This is a genomic window from Pedobacter polysacchareus, from assembly GCF_019802255.1.
Taxonomy (GTDB): domain Bacteria; phylum Bacteroidota; class Bacteroidia; order Sphingobacteriales; family Sphingobacteriaceae; genus Pedobacter; species Pedobacter polysacchareus.
Genome location: NZ_JAHYSS010000008.1, coordinates 1 through 22,524 on the forward strand (window position 1 = coordinate 1; position 22,524 = coordinate 22,524).

Here is a 22,524-nt window from a genome sequence, read left to right on the forward strand (position 1 = left end):
TAGACTTGGAACCTAGTCTAGTCTCTTGCCAAAGAGACATTCATTACAAAACCTTTACGGGCGCACAATACTCATTCATCTTTTGGTTGCTTGCCACTGGCATCGCTCTGTCTTTAACAACACAATATTCATTCTCGGCATATCGGTCTAAAATTGTCATTGCAGAAGGTAACAGAGGAATAGCCGCACGGATGTTGGTTTTCTTTCTGTTGGTGAAGATCCAGTGGTTTCCATCAACTCCCTTGGTGATATTGGATAGCTTTAGTTTTTGAACATCAGCATAAGCAAGTCCGGTAAAACAGCAGAACAGAAATACATCTCTAACCTGTAATAGCCTAGCTGTACTAAACTGTTTTTGCGCAATGCGTTGGATTTCCTCCTCAGATAGAAAAGGCCGTTCTACAGGCTTAGATTTTAGTTTATAGCCAAACATAGGGTCATTGTCGATCCATTTCAGGTTTAAACAAATGCGTATGATCTTGCCGAAATTTTTAAGGTATCGTATAGCGGTATTGTTCGCACAGCTGTTTTCTGTTCTAAGATAAAATTCAAAATCGCTGATAAACGCGTGGTTTATTTCTTTGACCTCTACATCAGTGACCTTGTGTTTTTCGAGCATAAAGGCTTGAAGGTGGCGTTCCAGTATCTCAAATCTTTTTAAAGTTCCAATCGCATACTGTTTACCTACCAAAGCTTTCATTTTTTTGTTGTGATTCTTAACAGCCTCTAATAATGTATGTGTTACAGTGTCTTTACCTTGAAATTTGTTTCTGATGCTTTCTGCGGTAACAGCAACACCAGCTTGGGTAAGATCTTTGTGTGCCCGATAAACCATTGCCTGTAAGTTGTCCAGATAGGCATTAAACCTTTTTGTATCTTCTTTAGTTCCGGTTAATCTTCCGGTTTTGGGATTCCAGTGTTCCGGTTTGCATTCTTGTCCTGTAGTAATTTCCACACGATTTCCTTCTACAGTAATCCTTAAATAGATAGGGGAGTCACCGCAAGCATAGTTTTTTTGCTTTTTCATGTAGAATAGCATACTGAAATTCGTTTTCATAATCAACTGATTTAAGGTTAAACAAATGTAGCCTTGCAGTTAATGGATGTCAAGTCGTTTAATGAATGAACTTTCTGAATATCAGAATGTTAACACGTTTATTCGGTGAGTCGGGGAAACTTCAATTTACTCACCGAATCACTCACTTTTTATATGTGATTTATTGAATAAACTGTAGTTTTGGGTAAAAACAAAAAGCCTGCAATCAATTGATTTGCAGGCTTTTAAACGTTTTGTTACTATTTCTTGTGATCCCGCTGGGATTCGAACCCAGGACCACTACATTAAAAGTGTAATGCTCTACCAGCTGAGCTACGGAATCAATTATGTTCCCTTGTTTCGGGATTGCAAAAGTATAAAAATAATGCAGATTTAACTACTGTAAACCCGTTTAATTTCGCTGTAACCCGCTTTTTCTCTTTAATCGATTGATTTATAGCTATAAAAAATTACAGTTATTTTTCATTATACGTAACAAATCCCATCGACAAGCATCTCTTTTACGTGGATTACAGCCATTAAACCCAGAAAAACCCAGTAATACAATAAAAAATACTATAAATTTTAACAATGAAAATCCTCCAAACCGGCCAATTTTTCGGGAATACCAATGAAACCAAAACTTTAGGGAGTCTTACGCTGACTGATACAGAATACACCCAGGAAAAGGTCGACTGGCATTATCACGAAAATGCTTATTTTACTTTTCTACTCGATGGGAGAGTTTTGGAGGGGAATAAAAAGGAAATCTATCACTGCACTGCCGGAGCCTTACTGTTTCATAATTGGCAGGAACCACATTACAATATAAAACCAAAAGGTTTCACCAGAGGCTTTCATATTGAATTTAAGCCAGATTGGTTTCAAAACTTTGATTTGAATATCAGTAACCTACAAGGGAGCATTAACCTGTATAATCCACAATTAAAGGCTTTGATGTATAATATCTTCAAAGAAAGTAAGCAAAATACAGATTCCCTGGCGATAGACACCTTACTTATTGAACTGTTTACCAAAGCCAATAAAAATGAAACCCGCTTTTCGGGAAATGTCCCTCATTGGGTAATGAAAATTAGAGAGCTGCTCAACGACGATCTGTCTTATGACTGGTCCCTTTACAACCTATCGAAACAACTTGATATTCATCCGGTTCATCTTTCCAGGGATTTCTCAAAATATTTCGGCTGTGGCATCGGACAGTATATTCGGGCAATAAGAGTGCAGCAATCCCTTTCCATGATTGTAAAAGGAGAATCTTCCTTAACTGCTATCGCTTTAGACTGTGGTTTCGCCGATCAAAGCCATTTTATACGCAGCTTTAAATCCTTACATCAAATTACCCCATTGGCTTATAGAAAACTTTTCGCTGAGCCCAGATAGGTTAATTTTATTCTATTTTTGATACCAACTACTCCCTAATTTTGAAAGAAAAAATGATAAACTTTTCTATTATACGATCATTCACATTCCTCATATGCGCAATGATGTTTTTTAATGCCGCGGTTAAAGCACAGGGAAAAGCGGTTGAAAACCAGGCTGTAATTCAAGACCCTATCCATAAGGCAAATATTGGGAAAATTGTTTTCAGTGCTAAACCTGTTAAATTAAATGAATTGGGGAATGCTCAATTTCTGAACGACTACCAGCTGACCAACAAAAGCAATCTGTTCATTACCGTGTGCTTGGGAAATACGATGACCAGTTATTTAAAGCAGCTTGCGCCAACACTGGATTCAAATTCCTTGCTGCAGTCCGGTAATTATCAATTTTCCTTTTACGTAGATCAAAAACTAGTTTACCAAAGCAATCTACTACCGGGAGCACCGCGCGCAAACGAACAAAATACCTTCACCGTCTGGACTAAGCCTTTAATAGATAACGAAAATGAGGGCGCCTATTGGAGCCAGTCGGCATGGAACCGATTCATGTTCAATGGGGGAGAACGCGCGCTCAGTGATGGGAAGCATGTATTGAAAATAGAGCTGAGGCCATATCTCAAATCGACCACCGTAATTGTAGGAAATGTAATCGCCGCAGGTACACTAAATTTGATGGTCAACCGGAAGCCATTAGTAGATTTTGGTAACGTAAAACTAGCCCCTGTAAAAGCTTATGATGGATTGCCGATCTCTAAAGAATCTTTTAATCAAGATAAAATCAAGACTTTAAAAGCAAATGTTGAAGCAGGAGTTTTTAAGCACATCACAAGTGTGGTAGTAATAAAAAACGGAAAAATCCTCCTGGAAGAATACTTTAACAATGCCAATCGCGACAGTCTCCATGATGTCCGTTCTGTGGGGAAAACTTTTGCTTCCACCTTAACCGGGATCGCCATAAAAGATGGATTATTGAAATCTGAAAATCAAACACTAGGAGAATTTTATGATCTCAAAGCTTACGACCATTATTCTCCAAAAAAAGCAAATACTTCGATTAAAGAACTGCTAACCATGAGCGCTGATTTTGATGGTGATGATGCCGACGGTGATTCTCCTGGCAATGAAGAAAACATGTATCCAACAGATAATTGGGTGAAATTTACACTAGACCTACCTGTAGATACGGTTAAGTACAAAGGACAATGGCACTATTTTACTGCTGGTGCGATGTTAGTGGGCAGTTTACTTGATAGAATAGTACCAGAACACCTGGAAAAGTATGCAGATTTGAAGCTTTTCAAGCCTTTGAATATCACTCGTTACAAATGGCAGTATACCCCTCAGCATGTCGTAAATACGGCTGGTGGAATTCGTATGAATGCCTTGGATTTTGCTAAATTTGGACAATTGTATAAAAACAATGGGCTTTGGCAAGGAAAACAAGTACTTCCAAAGCAATGGGTCGAGAAATCACTAAGCAGACAAATTCCGGTAACAGGGCAAAAAGATGAGTATTACGGTTACCTATTCTGGAACAAAACGTACCAGCTGAATGGAAAAGCGTATGAAACTTCGTATTGTGCAGGAAACGGAGGAAATAAAATCTTTGTCTTTAAAGACCAGCCTTTAGTGGTCGTGATCACCGCTACAGCTTATGGAACTGCTTATGGACATACCCAGGTTGATAAAATGATGGAAGATTACATTTTGCCGGCAGTAGTTGGAAAGTAGTCAGATTTAAAAAACGATAATGGAAACTATTCCGGTAAGGCACCTCAATGATTCAGTTAAAGAACCTGCTTTTTCCGGCAGCTTTGACCTAGTGGATATGGAGGAATTTCTGTCCGGGAAGGATATGATACAAGAACTTCACCGGCATAGTTTCTTTTATATATTGATTTTGGAGAAAGGAGAAGGAGCGCATCGGATCGACTTTGTAACTTATCAAATCGAGGATTATTCCGTTTTCTTTATGCGCCCCGGGCAAGTACATGATCTGGTTTTAAAAAATGGAAGTAAGGGGTATTTGATGAAATTCAGCCCCGGTTTTTATACCCCATTGGCAGTATCAGCTAAAGAAGTAATCAGGAAAGTAAGTCGCAGGAATTTCTATCAATTTGACGCAGCGCAGATGAACCGCATCAAGTTCATCCTGGAAAATATCTATAAAGAAAATAAGGACCAGCAAGAACGATATAGGGAAGTCATTCAGGCTTATCTGGATATTTTTTTTATTTCGCTTTTAAGGGAAAGCGATGCAGTTAAAAGCCCCGGCAATATCAATGATGATTATATGCAGGAACGCCTGGAAGTATTTCAGGAGCTGATCAGCCTTTCCGCAACTCAGTTTAAACAGGTCTCTTACTACGCCGAGCAATTGAACCTGACCACTTATCAGCTGAATGCCATCACAAAAACTACACTCCACAAAACTTGTTCAGAACTGATCATTGATCACCTGTTATTGGAAGCCAAAAGATACCTATTAGCAACTACCAATCAAGTGAATCAAATCGCCTCCCAACTCGGTTATGAAGATGTTTCCTACTTCGTCAGGTTCTTTAAAAAGCATACCGGATATTCACCTGAAGCATTCAGAAAAAACTTTAAATAATAGCTGAATTCGGCAGACATCCTATAGAATTCAAATTTTGTCCTACTCCGTAATTTCTTTTATAACGGAAATTTGTAGTACAATTTTAATCAGAATATTATGAATGAATCAAAGAGTGATGCCGATAAAAAGAGGTGGGATAACCGTTATGAAGAAAGTGGGTTTGCTTACGGAAAGGAGCCCAACCTTTTTTTCAAAGAATGGCTGCAAAAATTGGCACCAGGCTCGATTTTGATGCCCGCTGATGGGGAAGGTCGGAATGGCGTATACGCTGCAACGTTAAATTGGGAGGCGACAGCATGTGATTTAAGTGAAACAGGGAAATTAAAAGCGCTTGAACTGGCAAAAGAAAAACAGGTGTCTATTACTTACATTGTAGGAGATCTGGAAAAATTGGAGTTTGAGCAGGAGTCTTTCGACGTGATCGGTCTGATCTACGCCCACTTTTCTGCAGATCGGAAATCAATGCTCCATAAGAAATTACAAGGCTATCTTAAACCTGGCGGCCTGATCATCATGGAGGCATTCAGTAAAGCACACCTTGATTTTAATGCGATAAATCCTAATGTTGGTGGTCCCAAAGAGGTAGACATGCTGTTTTCTATCGCAGAGATCAAGGCTGATTTCGAAAATTACGAACCATTGCTGTTAGAAGAGCGTATTGTTGCGCTAGAAGAAGGAAAGTATCATATTGGTCAGGGTGCCGTAATTCGCTTTGTAGGAAGAAAGCCAATGTTGAGAAGAACGGATAATTTTACGAATTTAACGAAGAAAAAGTCATCGTTTACTGAACCCTGATTTATAGTTCTTATAAGTGTTTTAACTGGAGGTTGCTAGGGCTATTAGTGCTTTTTTTGCTTAGAAACAGGGTTTAGATCTTGTATTAACTAACTGGATAAGTGCTAATAAAATTAGTATAAATATTGATTCTAAGGGTTTTGGTCTTTGTTTATTAGTATCTTAGTGGTTGTTAATTCACGTAAATAAACACTTTTATCATGGCGAAATTCATTGCAGGCCCTTTTGGGTACCCTTCCGGGAAAATAGGAAACACAGTCTTTTATATGTTAAATGGACAATTGGTCTGTCGCAGGATCGGAAAGCCAGGGAAACCAAGCTTAAAACAACTGGCCAACCGTCAAGCGATGGCCGTAACGATGCAGCTGTTAAACCCAATGGCCGATTTTATCAATGTCAGCTTTAAGCTGGAGGCAGAAGGAACGTTTAAAAATCCGCACAATATAGCGACCTCCTACAATAAAAAAGAGGCTTTAAAAGGCAGCTACCCCAATATTTCGGTCGATTATGCGAAAGTAGTCCTGAGTAAGGGAAGCCTGGAAATGGCAAAGCATCTCCACGTCAGCAAAGGCAAGGATGGGATTAATCTAACCTGGGATACTGCAATTGTTGAGAATGGTGATATTGACGATTCGGTCATGGTGATGGTCTGCCATCCAGGGCAAAAAAAGGCGAGTAGCTATTTAAATGCTGGTCGTAGAGCAGATGGAGGCTGTTTTCTGCCATTAAACAGGGATTGGAAAATGACTGAACAGATGGAGATTTATATCTGTTTTAAATCTGCAAATGGAAAGCTAATTTCTGATAGTGCTTATGTGGGAAACTTGAATGGCGTTAAGGAAACCATAATGCAAATAGCAGAAAAGGAAAAATACAACCAGGTTCAAGCACGTTTTGATTTGATTGCCGTTCAATATCAGCAAAAAAAAATGGATTACGCGGAGGGAATCGTCGAATCTAAGGCCTTCCGACATTTGGAAAAAGAATACCTGGTTTTAAAGGATAAGCTGGCGAAACTGCCGGGGAAATCAGCCTAAAATCAGGGACCAAATCCATGTAAAACAGGGAGGAAAATTGTTTTTTCAGCCTGTTGATGAGATTGCTTTGTCAAAAAATTAAAGAAACAAAGAAAGGAAAAAGCTTTAAATGGGTAAAATAATCAGTGGATGTCATTTAAAACATCACACTGATTATAGATTAAGCATTGCGTGTTAAGATGCCCTTCTGATCACTCCCAAAATAACCGCTATAATCGCAATTACAATCAGGATATGAATGATTCCTCCAGTATAGTAGCCTCCTAAGAAACTGATCGCCCAAATGATAACAAGGATGACTGCAATGGTATAAAGTAGATTTCCCATGGTATGTAGATTTTATAAGTTAATGTTCTTGTCTATGAACAAAGGCAAAGGGCTTTGGTTTGGTTTGGTGCTGGATTATTTAGTAATCGATCACTAAAATTCCTGATGCTCAAGGAAATTTGATATTGTGATTTCTACGGGAAGGGTAGTATATTGGGGCGCTATTATGAACAATTTCGATTTTATAACATTTAAAGAACTCTTAGCAATTCCGGATTTCCAGGATTCCTGGAAGGCTATTTCCCCATATCATGGAGAAGAATTTGAGGAGGATGCCATTTTTATTGTCAGCCATGGAGATGTGAGTTTTGCAGATCATTTTAGGCTTGATATTGACCATGGCTGGACCATGCATGATAAGAAATGGAAGGAACAATTTCCGAATCTTCCTTTACAGTCATCCGATGAACGTGTGGAAGGATTGATCATTTTCGGTAACCTGCACATCAAAGGCTCGCTGCTGAATGAGGAGGGCGATTATGGTGCTTTTCTTTATGTATCCGGTCAAATCAACTGTCAGAGTTTAGTAGCCGGTGGCTCAGTCATGTATGTTAAAAAAGAGGTTACTGTAACAGAAGTATTTATCAGTCATTACAACCACGGATATTTTAGAGCTGATGGGCTGGTCACTGCGCCGGTATTGATCATCAACGACCACTATACCATTCTAAATGACCATCAGGCCAGCCTTTTTTATTACAATGATAAAACCGGTGAAAACCCTCCTGAAAATAACTGTTATGAAGATGAGGACGGAGATTGGCTATGTTCCGATCAGCTCGGCAAACTTTTAGCCAATCCGACACCAACCTTTGAAGATTTAATCTTCGATTTAAATGAAGGGGAATATGTCTTGTCGACCGCAACCCAATTACCGGCGAAAGACGAGCACTATTGGCTGCGAAAATTAAATAAAAACTGGAGTATTTTAAACCGGATTCCAGCGGAATTTAAAACGCATCGGGTTTTTGAAAAAGCGTATGCAAAATATGGCGCGCTTTGTTTTTCCTATTTTCCTGAAAGTTTCATCAGTCAGGAGCGAATTGAGCAAGCCTTAATAAAAAATGGCATCAATATCAGGTATGTTCCTGATTCCCTGCTCACTAAAGCGCATTGTTATCTAGCCGCAAAGCATCAAACTTACCTGTCATTTGTTCCCGACAAATACCTGGACAAAGACCTGATTAAAGAGGTCATTCATTATCATGAATCGCAAATGAGCAGTGTGCCCCCTGAATTTATTACGGAGGAACTGCTGATCGATTATGTCAGATTAGGACCCGGTTTATGGTTAGATAAATATTGTAAAATTGCCAATGTATCCAAGGATACGGTACTCCTGAAAGCATTGGATTCCGGCATTGCAACTATCGATAAAATCTGGGGCCACCATTTCCAGGAGGCAGTTTATAGCTACGCAAAAAAGCGGTACGAAAATGAACCGGAATGGAGTCAATACGTGGCGAAATTCCAGAAAAAAATAGACCGTCTTTCAGCATCTGCCTAAGTTTTTTTATAACATTCACAAACAAATCATCATTTATGATGGTTGTACGGGTTATTTAAAAAGGAAACACCTATTGATATGAACGGGATACAACTGTTAAATAAGGATCAGCTCATTTCGGTTTTGAGCCAGGGCAATACGGCAACCGCTATTCATATAGGTGAGGAGGCAGTAATTCAGATGGCAAATCAGGCCATGCTTGATATTTGGGGAAAAGACAGTTCTGTGATTGGGAAAGGTTTAGAAGAAGCACTCCCGGAGCTTAAAGGACAGCCATTTGCCAAAATGTTTAAGCGTGTATGGCTGGAGGGGATTACCCTTTCCGGAGCGGAGACCGCTGCCGATTTGATGGTGGGCGGACAGATGAAAACTTTTTACTTTGATTTTGAATATCGAGCGATTAAGGATGATTTAGGTCAGGTCATTTGTGTGCTGCACCTGGCCACTGATGTAACGGACCGGGTGATGAACCGTAGAATCATACAGCAAGTGTATGCAAAGGAACAGGCATTGGAGAGAGAGCAGGCACTTAATGAAGAATTGTCTGCGGCTAATGAAGAGCTAAAAGCGGTAAATGATGAATTGGACCAAAGTCAGACAGAACTCAGCCTGATGAATGAATTACTGGAGGCAAGGGTAGCGGCGAGAGTGAAAGATTTGTCAAAAAGTGAAATGCGTTACCGGGAGATTTCCGATGAGCTGGCAGCGATTAATGAAGAGTTAAATGCCGCCAATGAGGAATTGACGGCCTCCAATGAAGAACTTTTGGAAGCTAAACAGAATTTGCAGGAGACTTTTGATCAGTTGGAAGATAAAGAAATTGCTTTACGACTCACCATTGAGGCCGCTAATTTTGGCACCTGGCATATCCACTCTGTAACCAAAGCTTTTATCACTTCCACTCGCCTGCGGGAACTTTTTGGCTTTCATCCAGATCATGAAATTACAATCGATGATGCTTTAGGACAGGTCACCGAGGAATACCGATCCTACGTAGAGCAAAAATTCGAAAATGCGCTTAGTGGTAATGGCGATTTTGATGTTTCCTATCCTGTAGTTGGATTCCATGACCAGAAACTGCGCTGGCTGAGGGCCATTGGAAATTTAAAAGCCGATAAGTCTGGTGAATTTTCTTCCTTTACCGGGGTAGTCATGGACATTACTCCGATTAAAAAGGATGAACAGCGCAAAAATGATTTCATTGCGATGGTGAGTCATGAGCTGAAAACACCCTTAACCTCACTAAATGGCTACATTCAAATTTTGCAGCGTAGGGTGAACGGTGTAGGTAATGAGTTCATCAATAGTTCTTTAGTGCTGGCTGGTAAACAAGTGAAAAAGATGACCGGTATGATCAACGGATTTTTAAATGTTTCCCGCCTGGAGTCCGGAAAAATTGTACTTTCTCCAACTCATTTCTCACTGAATAACCTGGTGGAATCGGCTGTGGAGGAAAGTAAAATGATCGAAGATGGGAAAGACATCATTTTTCATGGCTGTGATCATTTACTCGTTTATGCGGATTATGATAAAATTAGCAGTGTGATCGTCAATTTGCTGAGTAATGCTATAAAATATGCACCCTTATCTAAACAAATTGATGTGAAGTGTGAACTGGCAGATCAGATGGCGCAAGTGAGCGTACGGGATTATGGAATCGGAATTCAGGCCCAGGACATTGACAAGCTTTTTGAACGGTATTATCGCGTACAAAGTGATAGCCATATTTCAGGTTTCGGGATCGGATTGTATTTGAGTGCAGAGATTATTGCACGTCATAATGGTAGGATATGGGTAGATAGCGAACCAGGACGGGGCTCCACGTTTTATTTCAGCTTGCCCTTAAATGGTAAGGTATAGGTATATTATTCACGCTATTTACCTATCTTTAAGCTACCTGATAACGATACGTAAAAATGCTAAAAACGCTCAATTTATCCTCCATTTTAACCGTCTTTTCTGTGCTTTACTGGCTGTATTTATTAACCCCATTTAAATCGCGACCGTTAAGAAGGAATTATATAAAACTGCATAAAGATTCACAATATCTGTGGATCAATATCTGGCTGTCCAGTTTATTAATGTTGACGAATAAACCAATGACATGTATGCCATTATTATTCGTGCTATTAGCGCTGTTTTTTAGCAAAATCTCCTGGAAGTTTTTTAATAAAAACTTCCTTTTTATTTTAAGAGGAGATTTGGTCAGCGGAACATTTTATGATTATTTCTTTTCATTTTGCCTGATTGGTATTCCCTTATTTACTGGTCTATTTGTCACTGTTCTGTACCAAATTAAATCATAAAGATGAAATTTGTATTATATTTGATTCAGACCTAACCCTCAAATATAGACTTGTTTATGCCTAAAATCCTGCCAGATGATGAGAAAGAACTGCTGTTACAGCTAAAATCTGGAGATCAAAAGGCATTTAATGTATTGTATCAGGCTTACGAACGCAAGGTCTATTATAACCTTAAAAAACTTGTACACATTCCTGAAATTGCCGCAGAATTGCATCAGGATGTTTTTTTGAAAGTATGGAATAAAAGAGCGTTTCTTGATCCGGAAAGATCATTCGAAGGATTTTTAGTTCATATCGCCAAAAACTGTGCAATTGATTTTTATCGGAAAGCAGCAAGGGATAAGCAGCTGACAGATCAGCTGGCGCTGCAGATGACTGAGCTCCATGACCCGATTACTGATAGCATCGCCTTAAAAGAAACTAATAATGCCTTAGAGAAAGCCATCAGTAAACTTCCTCCCCAAAGAGCTCTCGTCTTTCGTCGTATAAAAATGGAACATGAAAGCTATGAGAATGCCGCCTGGCATTTCGGTGTTTCAGTAGGCACCATCAAAGATCACATGGCTAAAGCTTTACAGTTTGTTCGGACAGAAGTCATCAATTCCAAACGTTTTTTGCTTTCGGTTTTGATGATGAGTACCCTCGTAGAAATGCTCAGAAGGCTGTTTCTGTAGCTTTTATTGAAATTCAAGTGATCTTCAGCAAAAAAAATTAAATCAGGGCATAGACTTTTGATTTTACCAGCGTATAGTGTTATAGAGCGAAGCTAAATACTATGCAGGATTTAAAAAAACTATACCACAAATTCCTTTTGAAACAATGTACCCGGGAAGAAATCCAGGAGTTAATGGATCATTTTCATTTGCATGGGGAGGAGACAGCATTGAACGAGTTGATTCTTGCTCAATTGCAATCGGAAGAAGGACTAGAGGATGAGCTGCAAGATAGCGAAGCGGTTAATCTGGTGTTACATCATAACCGGGAATCGATTCATAAAAAAATCAATAAAGAGCTGGTTCTAAAGTCATCTTCATGGCGCATTTACCTGAGAGCCGCGGCTGTTCTCGGACTGATCACGGCATGTTCCTGGTATTTCTTTAGCGCAAATTCAACTCATCAACTATCCGGTAATAAAATCCTGGCTTCCGGAGATATTGCCCCAGGAAGTACCAGGGCCAGACTTACACTCAGCAACGGGGAATCTATTGACCTGGAAAATGCAAGTGAAGGTGAAGTCGTCAGTAAAAACGGAGAAAGCTATGCTAAAATCCTGGGAGGAAAATTGACCTGTTTCCTACAGTCGGCAAATCACAATGATACCGCCTACAATACCATCACAACGCCTAAAGGAGGTGTTTATGAATTGGTGACGCCAGATGGCAGTAAGATCTGGCTGAATGCTGCTTCTGAACTCAAGTTTCCGACCACATTTGCCGCAGGTAAACGCGTGGTGGAATTGAAAGGTGAGGCTTATTTTGAAATTGCCAAAGATAAAAAACGACCTTTCATCGTGAAAACTGCCGGACAGGAGACAGAAGTTCTAGGCACCCATTTCAACATCAATCATTATGCGGATGAACTGGCCACCACCACCACCTTATTGGAAGGCTCCGTTCGTGTACGTTCCCTAAACGCAAAAGGAAAGGTATTGCTGAGTCCGGGGGAACAATCCGTATTAAAAGGGCAGGAGTTGAAGGTGCAAAAAGCAGATGAATCTGCAGCGCTGGACTGGATGAACGGGAAAATTGTCTTTAAAAATGAAACACTGAGCAGCATCATGCGTAAAGTTTCCAGATGGTACGGGGTAGATGTTCAGATCAAAGGGGCTATAGGCGATCTGGAATTCTGGGGCGCTGTTTCCCGCAACAACAACCTTTCCTCAATTTTAAACTATTTGAAAGAAACGGAGGATATCGACTATGCCATCAAGGGTAAAAGCGTCACTATTTTCAAAAAAGAAACCAACACTAAAAAATAGATTCTAAACCTAACCAAACCAAACATGAAGAAAATTTTACGCTGCTAAACCAAATCAGGGCGCTAAAAAAAAACGCATTCCGAGTACCAGTCGGAATACGTCTAATCATTTGAGCCAACCCCATCCGGAAAGATCCGGACAAAAATTACCGACAGATCGAATCAATCGTTAACCCAAATCATTCAAATGTATGAATTTAATTGCTTTTAACCCAGGCAAGCCGGGGAAATGGCGTCCCCAAAAACTCCTATTGGTTATGAAAATAACTATTGCCCTCATCCTGTTTTTCGTCATATCCGCCAATGCAAACACGTTTGCACAGAAAATTTCCTTAGTGGAACGGAATGCGCCACTAGTTGAAGTCCTGGAAAAGATCCGGCTTCAAAGCGGATATGACTTTGTAGCGAGTACGCGATTAATCGAAAAAAGTAACCGCGTATCCATTAATGTAAATGAAGTGAGCCTGGAAGAAGCGCTCAAAATATGTTTCAGCAACCAGAAGCTGACGTATAAGATCCAGGGCAAAATCGTCCTGATCAAAGAAATCAAAAATACCGTTAAAGCCTTGGTATCAAACGCCCAGGAGGAGATCACCGTTAAAGGAAATGTGGCCGATAAAACCGGGCCATTACCTGGCGTCACGGTTAGTCTGAAATCTGATAAACAAAAAGCAGTGCTGACAGATGCTTCAGGCAGCTTTAAAATCACTGTTCCTAAAGATGGGGTGCTTATTTTTTCCAGCATTGGCTTTAAAACGTTGGAGGTCCCCGTCAATGGACGCGCAGTACTGGATGTGTTTCTGGAACAGGAAACTTCCGGACTCTCGGAAGTGGTGGTGACAGGCTATGGTCAGAAACAAACTAAAGTCAGTCTAACGGGTGCCATATCCAGCATCTCCACAAAAGAACTGAAGCAAAGTCCGGTAGCTAATATTAGCAATGCACTCGCAGGGCGGATTCCAGGTTTGGTTACCGCACAGCGCTCTGGCAGGCCAGGCAGCGACGCTTCCTCACTTTTTATCCGCGGAATCAGCACGTATACCGGAAATACAGCACCTCTGGTGGTCATCGACGGATTGCCTCGGGGAGATCAGAACTTCGGAGATATTGACCCCAATGAAATTGAATCGATATCAATCCTGAAAGACGCATCCTCGACCTCCTTATATGGGATACAAGGGGCCAATGGCGTGATTTTAGTCACCACAAAAAGAGGGGAAGATGGATCGCCAACGATACAGGTCAATGCGCAGAATGCCCTGATGAAGCCAGGCCGTTTTCCTAAATTTCTGGATAGTTATAATTCCGGATTATTGAGAAATGAAGCCGCAAGAAACGATGGCATAGCACCAGTGTATACCGATCGGGAATTACAGCTTTTTAAAGATCAAACCAGCCCTTATTTGTATCCAGACATAGATTGGTACAAAGAAATGATCAGAGATTACACGCCCCAAAGACAAGTAAATTTAAATGTAAACGGAGGAACTAAGGCGGTGAAATATTTTGTGTCCGGATCTTACCTCAGACAAGAGACAAATTTTAAGGTGGCAGACGAAAATATCTATGGGGTTAAGTACAAATATGACCGCTATAATTTCCGCTCTAACATAGATGTGACCCTTGATAAAAACACCGATTTACAGCTGGATCTGGCTTCAAGGTTGGAAAACAGAACCATGCCGCATGCAGACAGAAATGACAACGGTTATCTCTTTGTGGTGCTTTCGCAGATGCACAATGCTTTAACCCCTGTGTTTAATCCAGATGGTTCATTGGCCTCAGGAAACCTTCGCGCAGATTTTATTAACCCTTATGGAATCATCACCAGGAACGGCTATTCTGATACCAATTTCTCCAATACTTTCGGAAATGTTGCCGCCACCAGAAAGCTTGATTTTATCACCCCAGGGCTGAAAATTAAGAGTTTATTCTCTTTTGAGACTTTTGGAAGCATTGATTTTGCACAATATCAAATGCCGGCATCTTTCCGCTATAAAGGAGAGGATGAGCTCAGCGGAAAACCTATTTATGTGCAGCATTACGCGAAAACATCCTTAAGTCAGGATGGCGCCACCAATGCCACCAGGTACAATTACTTTGATGTGAAATTGCTATACGATAGAAGTTTTAAGAACCATAACGTTAGTGGATTGATGCTGTTTAATAGAAATTACAGAACCATAACCGGTGATTTACCCAGAGTATATCAAGGTCTGGTCGGACAGCTGAAATACAATTACGACCAGCGTTATTTCTTCGAATTTAATGCCGGTTACAATGGCTCGGAAAACTTCCCTAAAGGCAAAAGATATGGATTCTTTCCAGCTGTTTCTGCCGGATGGCTCGCTTCTGCCGAACCTTTCATGAAAGACAATAAGGTGTTCAGCTATCTGAAATTAAGAGGCTCGCATGGCTTGGTCGGCAATGATAATATTGGTGATGGCCGTTATCTTTTTGTTTCTGAATTTGCTAGAAGCGGAGGTTATACCTTTGGCAATAATCCAACAGGGGTAGGCGGATACTCGGAAAGCAGGGTAGGAAATACCAATATTACTTGGGAGAAGGCCACGAAAAGTAACATCGGCCTGGAAGCAGGATTTTTAAAAGATCAGATCCGCTTAACCGTAGACGTTTTCCGCGAACATCGAAAAGATATCCTGACAGGACCCAACCTGATTCCTGATTATTTTGGAATTGATGCCGCACTCAGCTTAAATAAAGGCGCGGTATTGAACAGGGGATTTGAAATAGAAATGAAACTGAATACCAATATTGGAGATGTTTACCTCTTCTCTAACTTGAATTATACCTTCACGAAGAATAAAATCCTTGAAATTGACGAGCCTAAACTTCAGTATCCATGGCAAACTCAGATCGGATTGCCCGTTGGTTATTCCTTAGGCTACGAATCTTTAGGTTTCTTCCAGAACCAGACAGAGATCAACAATAGCCCGATTCAAAGTTTTACCACGGTAATTCCGGGCGATTTAAAATATAGGGACATTAGCGGAAATGGCGCTATTGGCCCGGAAGACCGGATTCCTATTCCTACCCTAAACGTACCCAATCAGGTTTTTGGCGCTTCTTTTGGCTTAAGCTATAAAGGAATCGACCTGAGTGTGCTGTTACAGGGGGCTATGGGCGGCCGACAAATTTATTCCGATCAGATTGTATACACCTATCGCGATGGGATCAGACCACATCACCTGGAAAGATGGACACCAGAGAATCCGGTAAATGCGAAATTTCCGGTATTGCATGGTAATGAAAGTAAGAACGGAAATAACTTCATCAACTCTACTTTCTGGGTTCGCAAAACGGATTACCTGAAAATAAAGAACCTGGAATTGGGCTATCGCCTGCCTTCTACCTGGACCCGAAAAGTAGGCACCAAGACTGCCAGAATTTTCGTCAATGCAATGAACCTTTATTCCTGGGATCACCTGAAGGACATCAATGTGGATCCTGAATCTAATGTGGGAGGGTCGTTTTCAGGACTTTCTTATCCCATTCAGAGCATCTATAACCTAGGACTAACCGTCAACTTCTAATCATTAAGACCATGAAAAAACTATATATTTTACTCGTACTAGTCGTAATTGGGCTTGCGGCTTGTAAAAAAGATTACCTGGACCGTTTGCCAAATGCCAAAATATCAGAAGAAGAGGTGTTTTCGGATATCGGAAATGCAGAGTTGTTTGTCAACAATATCTACAATTCAGTACCTAATATGTTCCGGACGTTCTGGCCGATGTCTAGCGCAACGGATGAAACAGATCAAAGTCAGGACCAGGCCACCATTACCGCCGATGGTGCCGATGCAGGGAACTTCAACAGCGGATTTTTTACACCTTCCGCATTTCCATTAAGGGGGCGCTGGAAGGATTATTTTACCCAGATCAGGCGCTGCAATATTGTCCTCGCAAATTATATGAGAATTCCTGAAGACAATAACTATCCGGAGCGTAAAAAGAGATTAAGAGGAGAAGTGCTGACCATGAGGGCGTACTACTATTTTGAATTGTTACGCGGCTGGGGAGGAGTACCTCTATTTGAATCTATTCAGAATCCTCTAGGAGACGACCCGATTTTCTTTAAGCGGAACTCCGTAGATGAAGTGGTGGCCTCGATATTAAAAGACCTTTCGGAGGCAGAAACCTTGCTGCCGGCAAATTATTCAGACCGGCAGGCTGAAATTGGCAGAGCTTCTAAAACGATCGCTTTAGCGCTAAAAGGACGCGTATTATTGTATTATGCCAGCCCTTTATTTAATCCTTCTGCTATCAATACAAGGTGGAAAGATGCGGCAGATGCGAATAAAATCGCGTTGGATGCTGCGCTGGGTGCAGGTTACTTACTGCATCCTAAATACTCGGAGATTTTCACTCAGTTTACCAATCAGGAAGTAATTTGGGGCCGCCCGGCACCAGGCGCTTTCGGGGATGCGGGAATTGATCGGGAAATGAATCCAACGGGATATATCGGCTATGCGAGGGTCACAGTTTTACAAGAATTAGTAGACGATTATGAGCTTAAAGCAACGGGTAAACGCCCGGATGAATCGGGTTCCGGTTACGATCCAAATCATCCTTATACTGGCCGTGATCCACGTTTTTATCAATCAGTTTTGTATCCTGGAAGCACCTGGAAAGGTCGGAAAATTGATCCGCTAGGGATTGATGCGCCTGAACCCGGCAAGACAGCCACCAATTACTGGCAGAGAAAATACCTGCTGGAATCGGTAAACCTGATCAATGGTTCCGGAGATTCTCCACGCAGGTGGGTGCTGATGAGAACAGCGGAAGTTTACCTCAACTATGCAGAAGCGTATAATGAAGCCATAGGTCCGGATAAACAGGTTTATGATGCCGTAAATGCAGTGCGTGCAAGAGTAGGAATGCCGCCATTGCCTGTAGGATTGGGCAGGGAAGAAATGCGTGAGAAAATCAGGCATGAAAGAAGGATTGAACTGGCATTTGAAGGACAACGATTCTGGGATGTGCGCAGGTGGAAGATCGCAGAAACGGTAGACAATAAGATCGTGCGCGGGGTCTCCATCAGTGTTGCTGGAAGCGATACCACTTACCGTTATCCGATCATTGAAAAGAGAACCTTTGATAAGGTGAAACAGTATTTCCTGCCGATCCCACAGTCGGAAATAGACAAGCTGGGTGGAGTAAGTTCAGGGTTCAGTCAAAATCCAGGTTATTAAATTTTAAAGCCATGAAAAATAGAAATCATAAACTGACTTTATTATTTGTGCTGCTGGTCATAGTGATCGGCGCCTGTCAGAAAGAAATTAATTTGCCCGGAATTGCGAACGATCCGATATTATATATGCCTCAAGCTCCGCGAGGAAATCCTTTTAATTTGGTGGAGGTGATCAGCCGGGAACCTGGTCAGCAGGATACGGTATATTATCGTCCCTACAGCGCGTATTTGGAGGGCAAAGCGCCTGCTGCACAAGACATCCAGGTTGAATTTATGATCGATCATAAAAAGCTGGATTCCTTAAATGCGCTGGAGGAAGCAGCGGGAAGAGCGCCTTATGAACTGCTTCCTGCTGGATCTTATACCGAAGGTTCGATGAAAGCCACCATCAAAAAGAATGAACGGATCAGTGATATCCCTCAATTTGGGATTAATCCTAAGCTGCTGAAAGAAGAAGGAAAGTACCTGATTCCAATTTCTATTAAAAATGCGAGTCCGAATGTGGCGGTGAAATCGGCCTTAAAAACGGCGTATTATCAAGTGAGCCTGACCGTTCCTGATTTCGTAAGCGGCACTTATATGGCCAGCGGAGTAAGAAATGGTGATGGGTATGGAACGGATCCGACAAAAGTTAAGAAAACCATCACGAAGGTTGGAAATCATATTTATGAGGTCAATCTGATTGCGAATCTTGGTCCTTGGTGCTGCAGTAATCAGTTCAGACTAAAAGTGAATCCGGCAGACAATACCGTGATCGTGTCCGGGCATTTAGAAGATGTAGGCAATCTATTGACCAATAGGGAGGGTACGACCAGCACTTTTGACCCATTAACAAATACCTTCGTTTTGTTCTATAATTACAGTTATTATGGATATGGAGCGCAAATGACGGAAACACTGAAAAAACTTTAGATCTGTATTCATCAGGAGGTTTCGGATCACGAAACCTCCTTTTTTATGTTATCATCATGAAGAAAATATATCTCTTACTGTTTGCGCTGCTTACTGCGGGGCTTACAGCTGTATTTGCCCAGAAAGCTGCGCAGCAGGTTTCACCGGTGACTGAACTTTTTCCTGTCCGCGCTTTATTATTGTCTACCCCTGATCCTGAGGATGTACCGATGTTCTGCGATTTCATTACCGATGTTTTACCTAAAGAAGGGGTAAATACGCTGGTGCTGCGCATCAATTACAAATATCAGTTTGAGACGCATCCTGAACTGGCAGGGCACAACGCCTTGTCGAAGAAAAACCTGCAGAAAATCCTGAAAGCCTGTAAAACGGCAGGTATCCGGCTCATTCCGAAAATGAACCTTTTAGGGCATCAATCTGAAGATGTATCCATGCTGCCACTGCTGAAAAACTATCCTCAGTTTGATGAATCGCCAGCATTGAACCCTCCAGTGCCTTGGAAACCGGCAAACACGATGTTTGATTTTTATGCTAAAAGCCTATGTCCTAAACATCCGGATTTATTTAAAATAATATTTCCAGTTATAGATGAGTTGATCGATGTTTGCGGTGCTGATGCTTTCCATGTAGGTTTGGATGAGGTGTGGATCATTGGTGATGAGAAATGTCCGCGTTGCGGAGGACTGGATAAGGCGGAAATTTTTGCCACTTATGTAACTGCTTTACATGATCACCTGAAACAAAAAGGATGTGAAATGTGGATGTGGAGCGATCGTTTAATCGATGGAAAAACAACGAATTTGTTGGCCTGGCAAGCGAGTATGAACCATACACACCGGGCAATCGACCTGATCCCCAAGGACATTATGATCTGCGACTGGAAATATGAAGATGCAGCGCCAACACCTGCTTATTTTGCGATCAAGGGCTTTAATGTCCTTGCTGCACCTTCCAATAAAGCGGAGGTTGGCCTGGCGCAGCTGGACTTGGTCAGGGCGATCAGAAAAAATGGAAACAGGGCGGAATTTTCAAGCACTATTTCTAATAGAATGCAAGGCATGTTTCATACGATGTGGGGGAATTCAAAGGATTTTATTCTGGCGTATCATGGTAAACAGGCCGACAAAGATGGGACGGTGAATACTTTTAAAAAGTTATTCGCGGAAATCAGAACACTAAAAAGTAATTAATGAAGAATATGAAAAGATACAGGAGTTTAATGTTGTTTTTGCTGATGCTTGCGGGACTTACCGCAAAGACTGCGCCTTATGAAGAGGTAAAAGGTATAGCTGCCAGAAGGTTTCCCTGGCTGACTAAGGCTTTAGCGTTTAAGGTGATCCCTGCTGCAGATGGAAATGAGGTTTTTGAATTGAGTTCTGTTAAAGGGAAAGTAGTCGTTGCCGCGAGTAACGCAAATGCTGCTGCGGAGGGCTTAAACTGGTACCTGAAGTATTATTGCCATAGAAGTATGTCTCATTTTGGGGATAACCTAAGTGCGCCGGACTCAGACAAACTTCCTGAAGTCAAAAATAAGGTTAGGGTAGTTTCTCCCTATCCATATCGCTATGCGCTGAATTACTGCACCATCAGTTATTCCATGAGTTTTTACACCTGGAAAGATTGGGAGAGAGAGTTAGACTGGATGGCTTTAAACGGGGTCAACCTGATGTTAGCGCCAGTAGGAATGGAGGCAGTATGGCAAAATACGCTGCGAAAACTAGGCTACACTGAAAAAGAAATTACTGATTTTGTGGCAGGTCCAGCTTTTGGTGCCTGGTGGTTGATGGGGAACCTGCAAGGCTGGGGTGGCCCGGTAAGTCAGGCAACGATAGATCAGCAGGTTGTGTTGCAGCAAAAGATCATCAAACGAATGAAACAGCTGGGCATGGAACCGGTGATGCATGGTTTCTATGGAATGATCCCTTCGAATTTGAAAGATAAACAAGCGATTAAAGTAATTGATCAGGGACTATGGGCTGGAGGTTTTAAACGTCCGGATTTTCTACTTCCTGAGGATCCTTATTTTGATAAAATAGCCAATATCTATTACTCGGAAATGAAGAAGTTGTACGGTGCTGATTTGCATTTCTTCGGTGGAGATCCATTTCATGAAGGTGGTTCTTCGAAAGGAGCAGATCTTGCCGCTTCGGGTAAGCACATTCAGCAAGTCATGCAGCAAAATTATCCTGCTGCTACCTGGGTTTTACAAGGCTGGCAGCAGAATCCTGCAGATGCTTTATTGGCAGGATTGAATAAAGATAAAACTTTGGTGATAGAACTTTTTGGCGAGAATACCAACAATTGGGAGAAGCGTCATGGTTATGAAAATACACCGTTTGTTTGGAGTAATGTGAGCAATTTCGGAGAGAAAAACGGAATTTATGGCAAGTTGCAGCGCTTTGCAGACGAGGTATACCGTGCAAAAAATAGTGCTTACGGTCCTTTTTTAAAGGGCATTGGGATTATCCCTGAAGGGATTTACAACAACCCTGTTGCCTATGATTTAATGCTGGAACTGGGTTGGCATCAGGATCATCTGGACCTTAAAAACTGGATTGGCGGTTATACCAGTTACCGCTATGGAAAGCGGAGTTCAAATATGGACAAGGCCTGGGCTTTGTTTTTAGAAACAGCCTATAGCAGTCCTGAAGTAAGTCAGGAAGGGCCTTCTGAATCTATTTTTTGTGCCAGACCAGCGATGGACATTCGCTCTGTTTCTTCCTGGGGAACCAGGAAAAGAAACTATGATGTGGCGAAATTTGAAGAGGGAGTGAGGATGTTTGTGGCCGCCGGAAAAGAATTTGAAGGTCTGGAGACTTACCGGACGGATCGGATTGATTTCCTGCGTCAGCTGCAAGCAAATAGAGCAGATAAAGTATATGCTTCAATGATGGCGGCTATAAAAACCAAAAATTTGCAGGAATTTAAATCCAGCAGTGCGAAGTTCAAACACTTGATCCTGCAGCAGGATTCTTTATTGAGTACGAGTAAATATTTTTCTGTTAACAGGTGGCTGCAGCAGTCGTTGGACTTTGCTACTTCAAAATCAGATAAAGAGAATGCTTTACTGAATGCAAAAACGCAGATCATTTTCTGGGGTCCCGATAACAATCCTAAGACAGATCTTCATGATTATGCGCATAAAGAATGGTCTGGGCTGTTGAGCACGATTTACCTGGCGAGATGGGAGGCTTTTATAAACTGGCAAATCGCAGTAATGAGTTCAAAGAACACGCCCGAACCGGATTACTTCAAAATGGAAAAAGAATGGGTGAAACGAAAGGATTTGTATCCTGCAAAAGCACTGACCAATACAGAATTGGATGGGCTGATTAAACGAATGATCGTTGAAGAGTAGGTTTGTTCAGGAAACTGAAAGATAGAAAGTTAATTCGG

At 41.4% G+C, this 22,524-nt stretch carries 16 protein-coding genes and 1 tRNA gene; 14 read left to right on the forward strand and 3 right to left on the reverse strand.

All coding sequences use genetic code 11. From position 1 onward, the window contains the following. Positions 1-43: 43 nt before the first annotated feature. On the reverse strand, positions 44-1,057 hold the full coding sequence (locus tag K7X70_RS22075; protein ID WP_222539082.1) for a site-specific integrase: 1,014 nt from the start codon (positions 1,055-1,057) through the stop codon (positions 44-46). Between the two features lie 249 nt (positions 1,058-1,306). Continuing rightward, positions 1,307-1,379 (reverse strand) — tRNA-Lys (locus K7X70_RS22080). 248 nt (positions 1,380-1,627) lie between these two features. Between K7X70_RS22080 and K7X70_RS22085 the strand changes: the two genes are divergently transcribed. The 5 genes from K7X70_RS22085 to K7X70_RS22105 all read left to right on the forward strand — a co-directional run bounded on the left by K7X70_RS22085 (position 1,628) and on the right by K7X70_RS22105 (position 6,885). Beyond that, positions 1,628-2,437 carry a helix-turn-helix transcriptional regulator gene (locus tag K7X70_RS22085; protein ID WP_222539083.1) on the forward strand — a complete coding sequence of 270 codons (810 nt, stop codon included), beginning with the start codon at positions 1,628-1,630 and terminating at the stop codon, positions 2,435-2,437. Between the two features lie 101 nt (positions 2,438-2,538). Beyond that, the gene (locus K7X70_RS22090) at positions 2,539-4,167 is read left to right on the forward strand and encodes a serine hydrolase domain-containing protein (protein ID WP_255607560.1); all 1,629 of its coding nucleotides are present in this window, start codon (positions 2,539-2,541) and stop codon (positions 4,165-4,167) included. Positions 4,168-4,186: 19 nt separating this feature from the next. After that, a complete protein-coding gene (locus K7X70_RS22095) occupies positions 4,187-5,050 on the forward strand; it encodes a helix-turn-helix domain-containing protein (RefSeq protein ID WP_222539084.1) in 864 nt (287 codons plus the stop codon). Positions 5,051-5,149: 99 nt separating this feature from the next. Next, positions 5,150-5,848, forward strand: a complete 699-nt coding sequence (locus tag K7X70_RS22100; protein WP_222539085.1) for a class I SAM-dependent methyltransferase — start codon at positions 5,150-5,152, stop codon at positions 5,846-5,848. A 200-nt stretch (positions 5,849-6,048) separates the two neighbouring features. Next, positions 6,049-6,885, forward strand: coding sequence for a DUF6266 family protein (locus K7X70_RS22105; protein WP_222539086.1), 837 nt, complete (start codon positions 6,049-6,051; stop codon positions 6,883-6,885). A gap of 174 nt (positions 6,886-7,059) precedes the next feature. On the opposite strand, the gene K7X70_RS22110 is transcribed toward K7X70_RS22105, so the two are convergent. Then, a complete protein-coding gene (locus K7X70_RS22110) occupies positions 7,060-7,212 on the reverse strand; it encodes a lmo0937 family membrane protein (protein WP_157262315.1) in 153 nt (50 codons plus the stop codon). A 166-nt stretch (positions 7,213-7,378) separates the two neighbouring features. On the opposite strand from K7X70_RS22110, the gene K7X70_RS22115 reads away from it, so the two are divergent. From K7X70_RS22115 to K7X70_RS22155, 9 genes are all read left to right on the forward strand, one after another. Then, positions 7,379-8,719 (forward strand): hypothetical protein, encoded by a 1,341-nt coding sequence (locus K7X70_RS22115; RefSeq protein ID WP_222539087.1) that lies wholly within the window; start codon positions 7,379-7,381, stop codon positions 8,717-8,719. A 78-nt stretch (positions 8,720-8,797) separates the two neighbouring features. Beyond that, a complete protein-coding gene (locus K7X70_RS22120) occupies positions 8,798-10,579 on the forward strand; it encodes a PAS domain-containing sensor histidine kinase (RefSeq protein ID WP_222539088.1) in 1,782 nt (593 codons plus the stop codon). A 502-nt stretch (positions 10,580-11,081) separates the two neighbouring features. Further along, a complete protein-coding gene (locus K7X70_RS22125) occupies positions 11,082-11,699 on the forward strand; it encodes an RNA polymerase sigma factor (protein ID WP_222539089.1) in 618 nt (205 codons plus the stop codon). Positions 11,700-11,800: 101 nt separating this feature from the next. Then, the gene (locus tag K7X70_RS22130) at positions 11,801-13,003 is read left to right on the forward strand and encodes a FecR family protein (RefSeq protein ID WP_222539090.1); all 1,203 of its coding nucleotides are present in this window, start codon (positions 11,801-11,803) and stop codon (positions 13,001-13,003) included. Positions 13,004-13,259: 256 nt separating this feature from the next. Beyond that, complete coding sequence (locus tag K7X70_RS22135) at positions 13,260-16,556, forward strand: TonB-dependent receptor (protein ID WP_222539091.1); 3,297 nt, start codon at positions 13,260-13,262, stop codon at positions 16,554-16,556. Positions 16,557-16,567: 11 nt separating this feature from the next. After that, positions 16,568-18,217: a RagB/SusD family nutrient uptake outer membrane protein gene (locus tag K7X70_RS22140; protein ID WP_222539092.1), complete on the forward strand. Its 1,650-nt coding sequence runs from the start codon at positions 16,568-16,570 to the stop codon at positions 18,215-18,217. 11 nt (positions 18,218-18,228) lie between these two features. Beyond that, positions 18,229-19,128, forward strand: coding sequence for a DUF1735 domain-containing protein (locus K7X70_RS22145; RefSeq protein ID WP_222539093.1), 900 nt, complete (start codon positions 18,229-18,231; stop codon positions 19,126-19,128). 56 nt (positions 19,129-19,184) lie between these two features. Continuing rightward, the gene (locus tag K7X70_RS22150; protein WP_222539094.1) at positions 19,185-20,318 is read left to right on the forward strand and encodes a family 20 glycosylhydrolase; all 1,134 of its coding nucleotides are present in this window, start codon (positions 19,185-19,187) and stop codon (positions 20,316-20,318) included. Then, on the forward strand, positions 20,318-22,486 hold the full coding sequence (locus tag K7X70_RS22155) for an alpha-N-acetylglucosaminidase (protein WP_255607563.1): 2,169 nt from the start codon (positions 20,318-20,320) through the stop codon (positions 22,484-22,486). Before K7X70_RS22150 ends, K7X70_RS22155 begins: the two co-directional genes overlap by 1 nt. Positions 22,487-22,524: the final 38 nt, after the last annotated feature.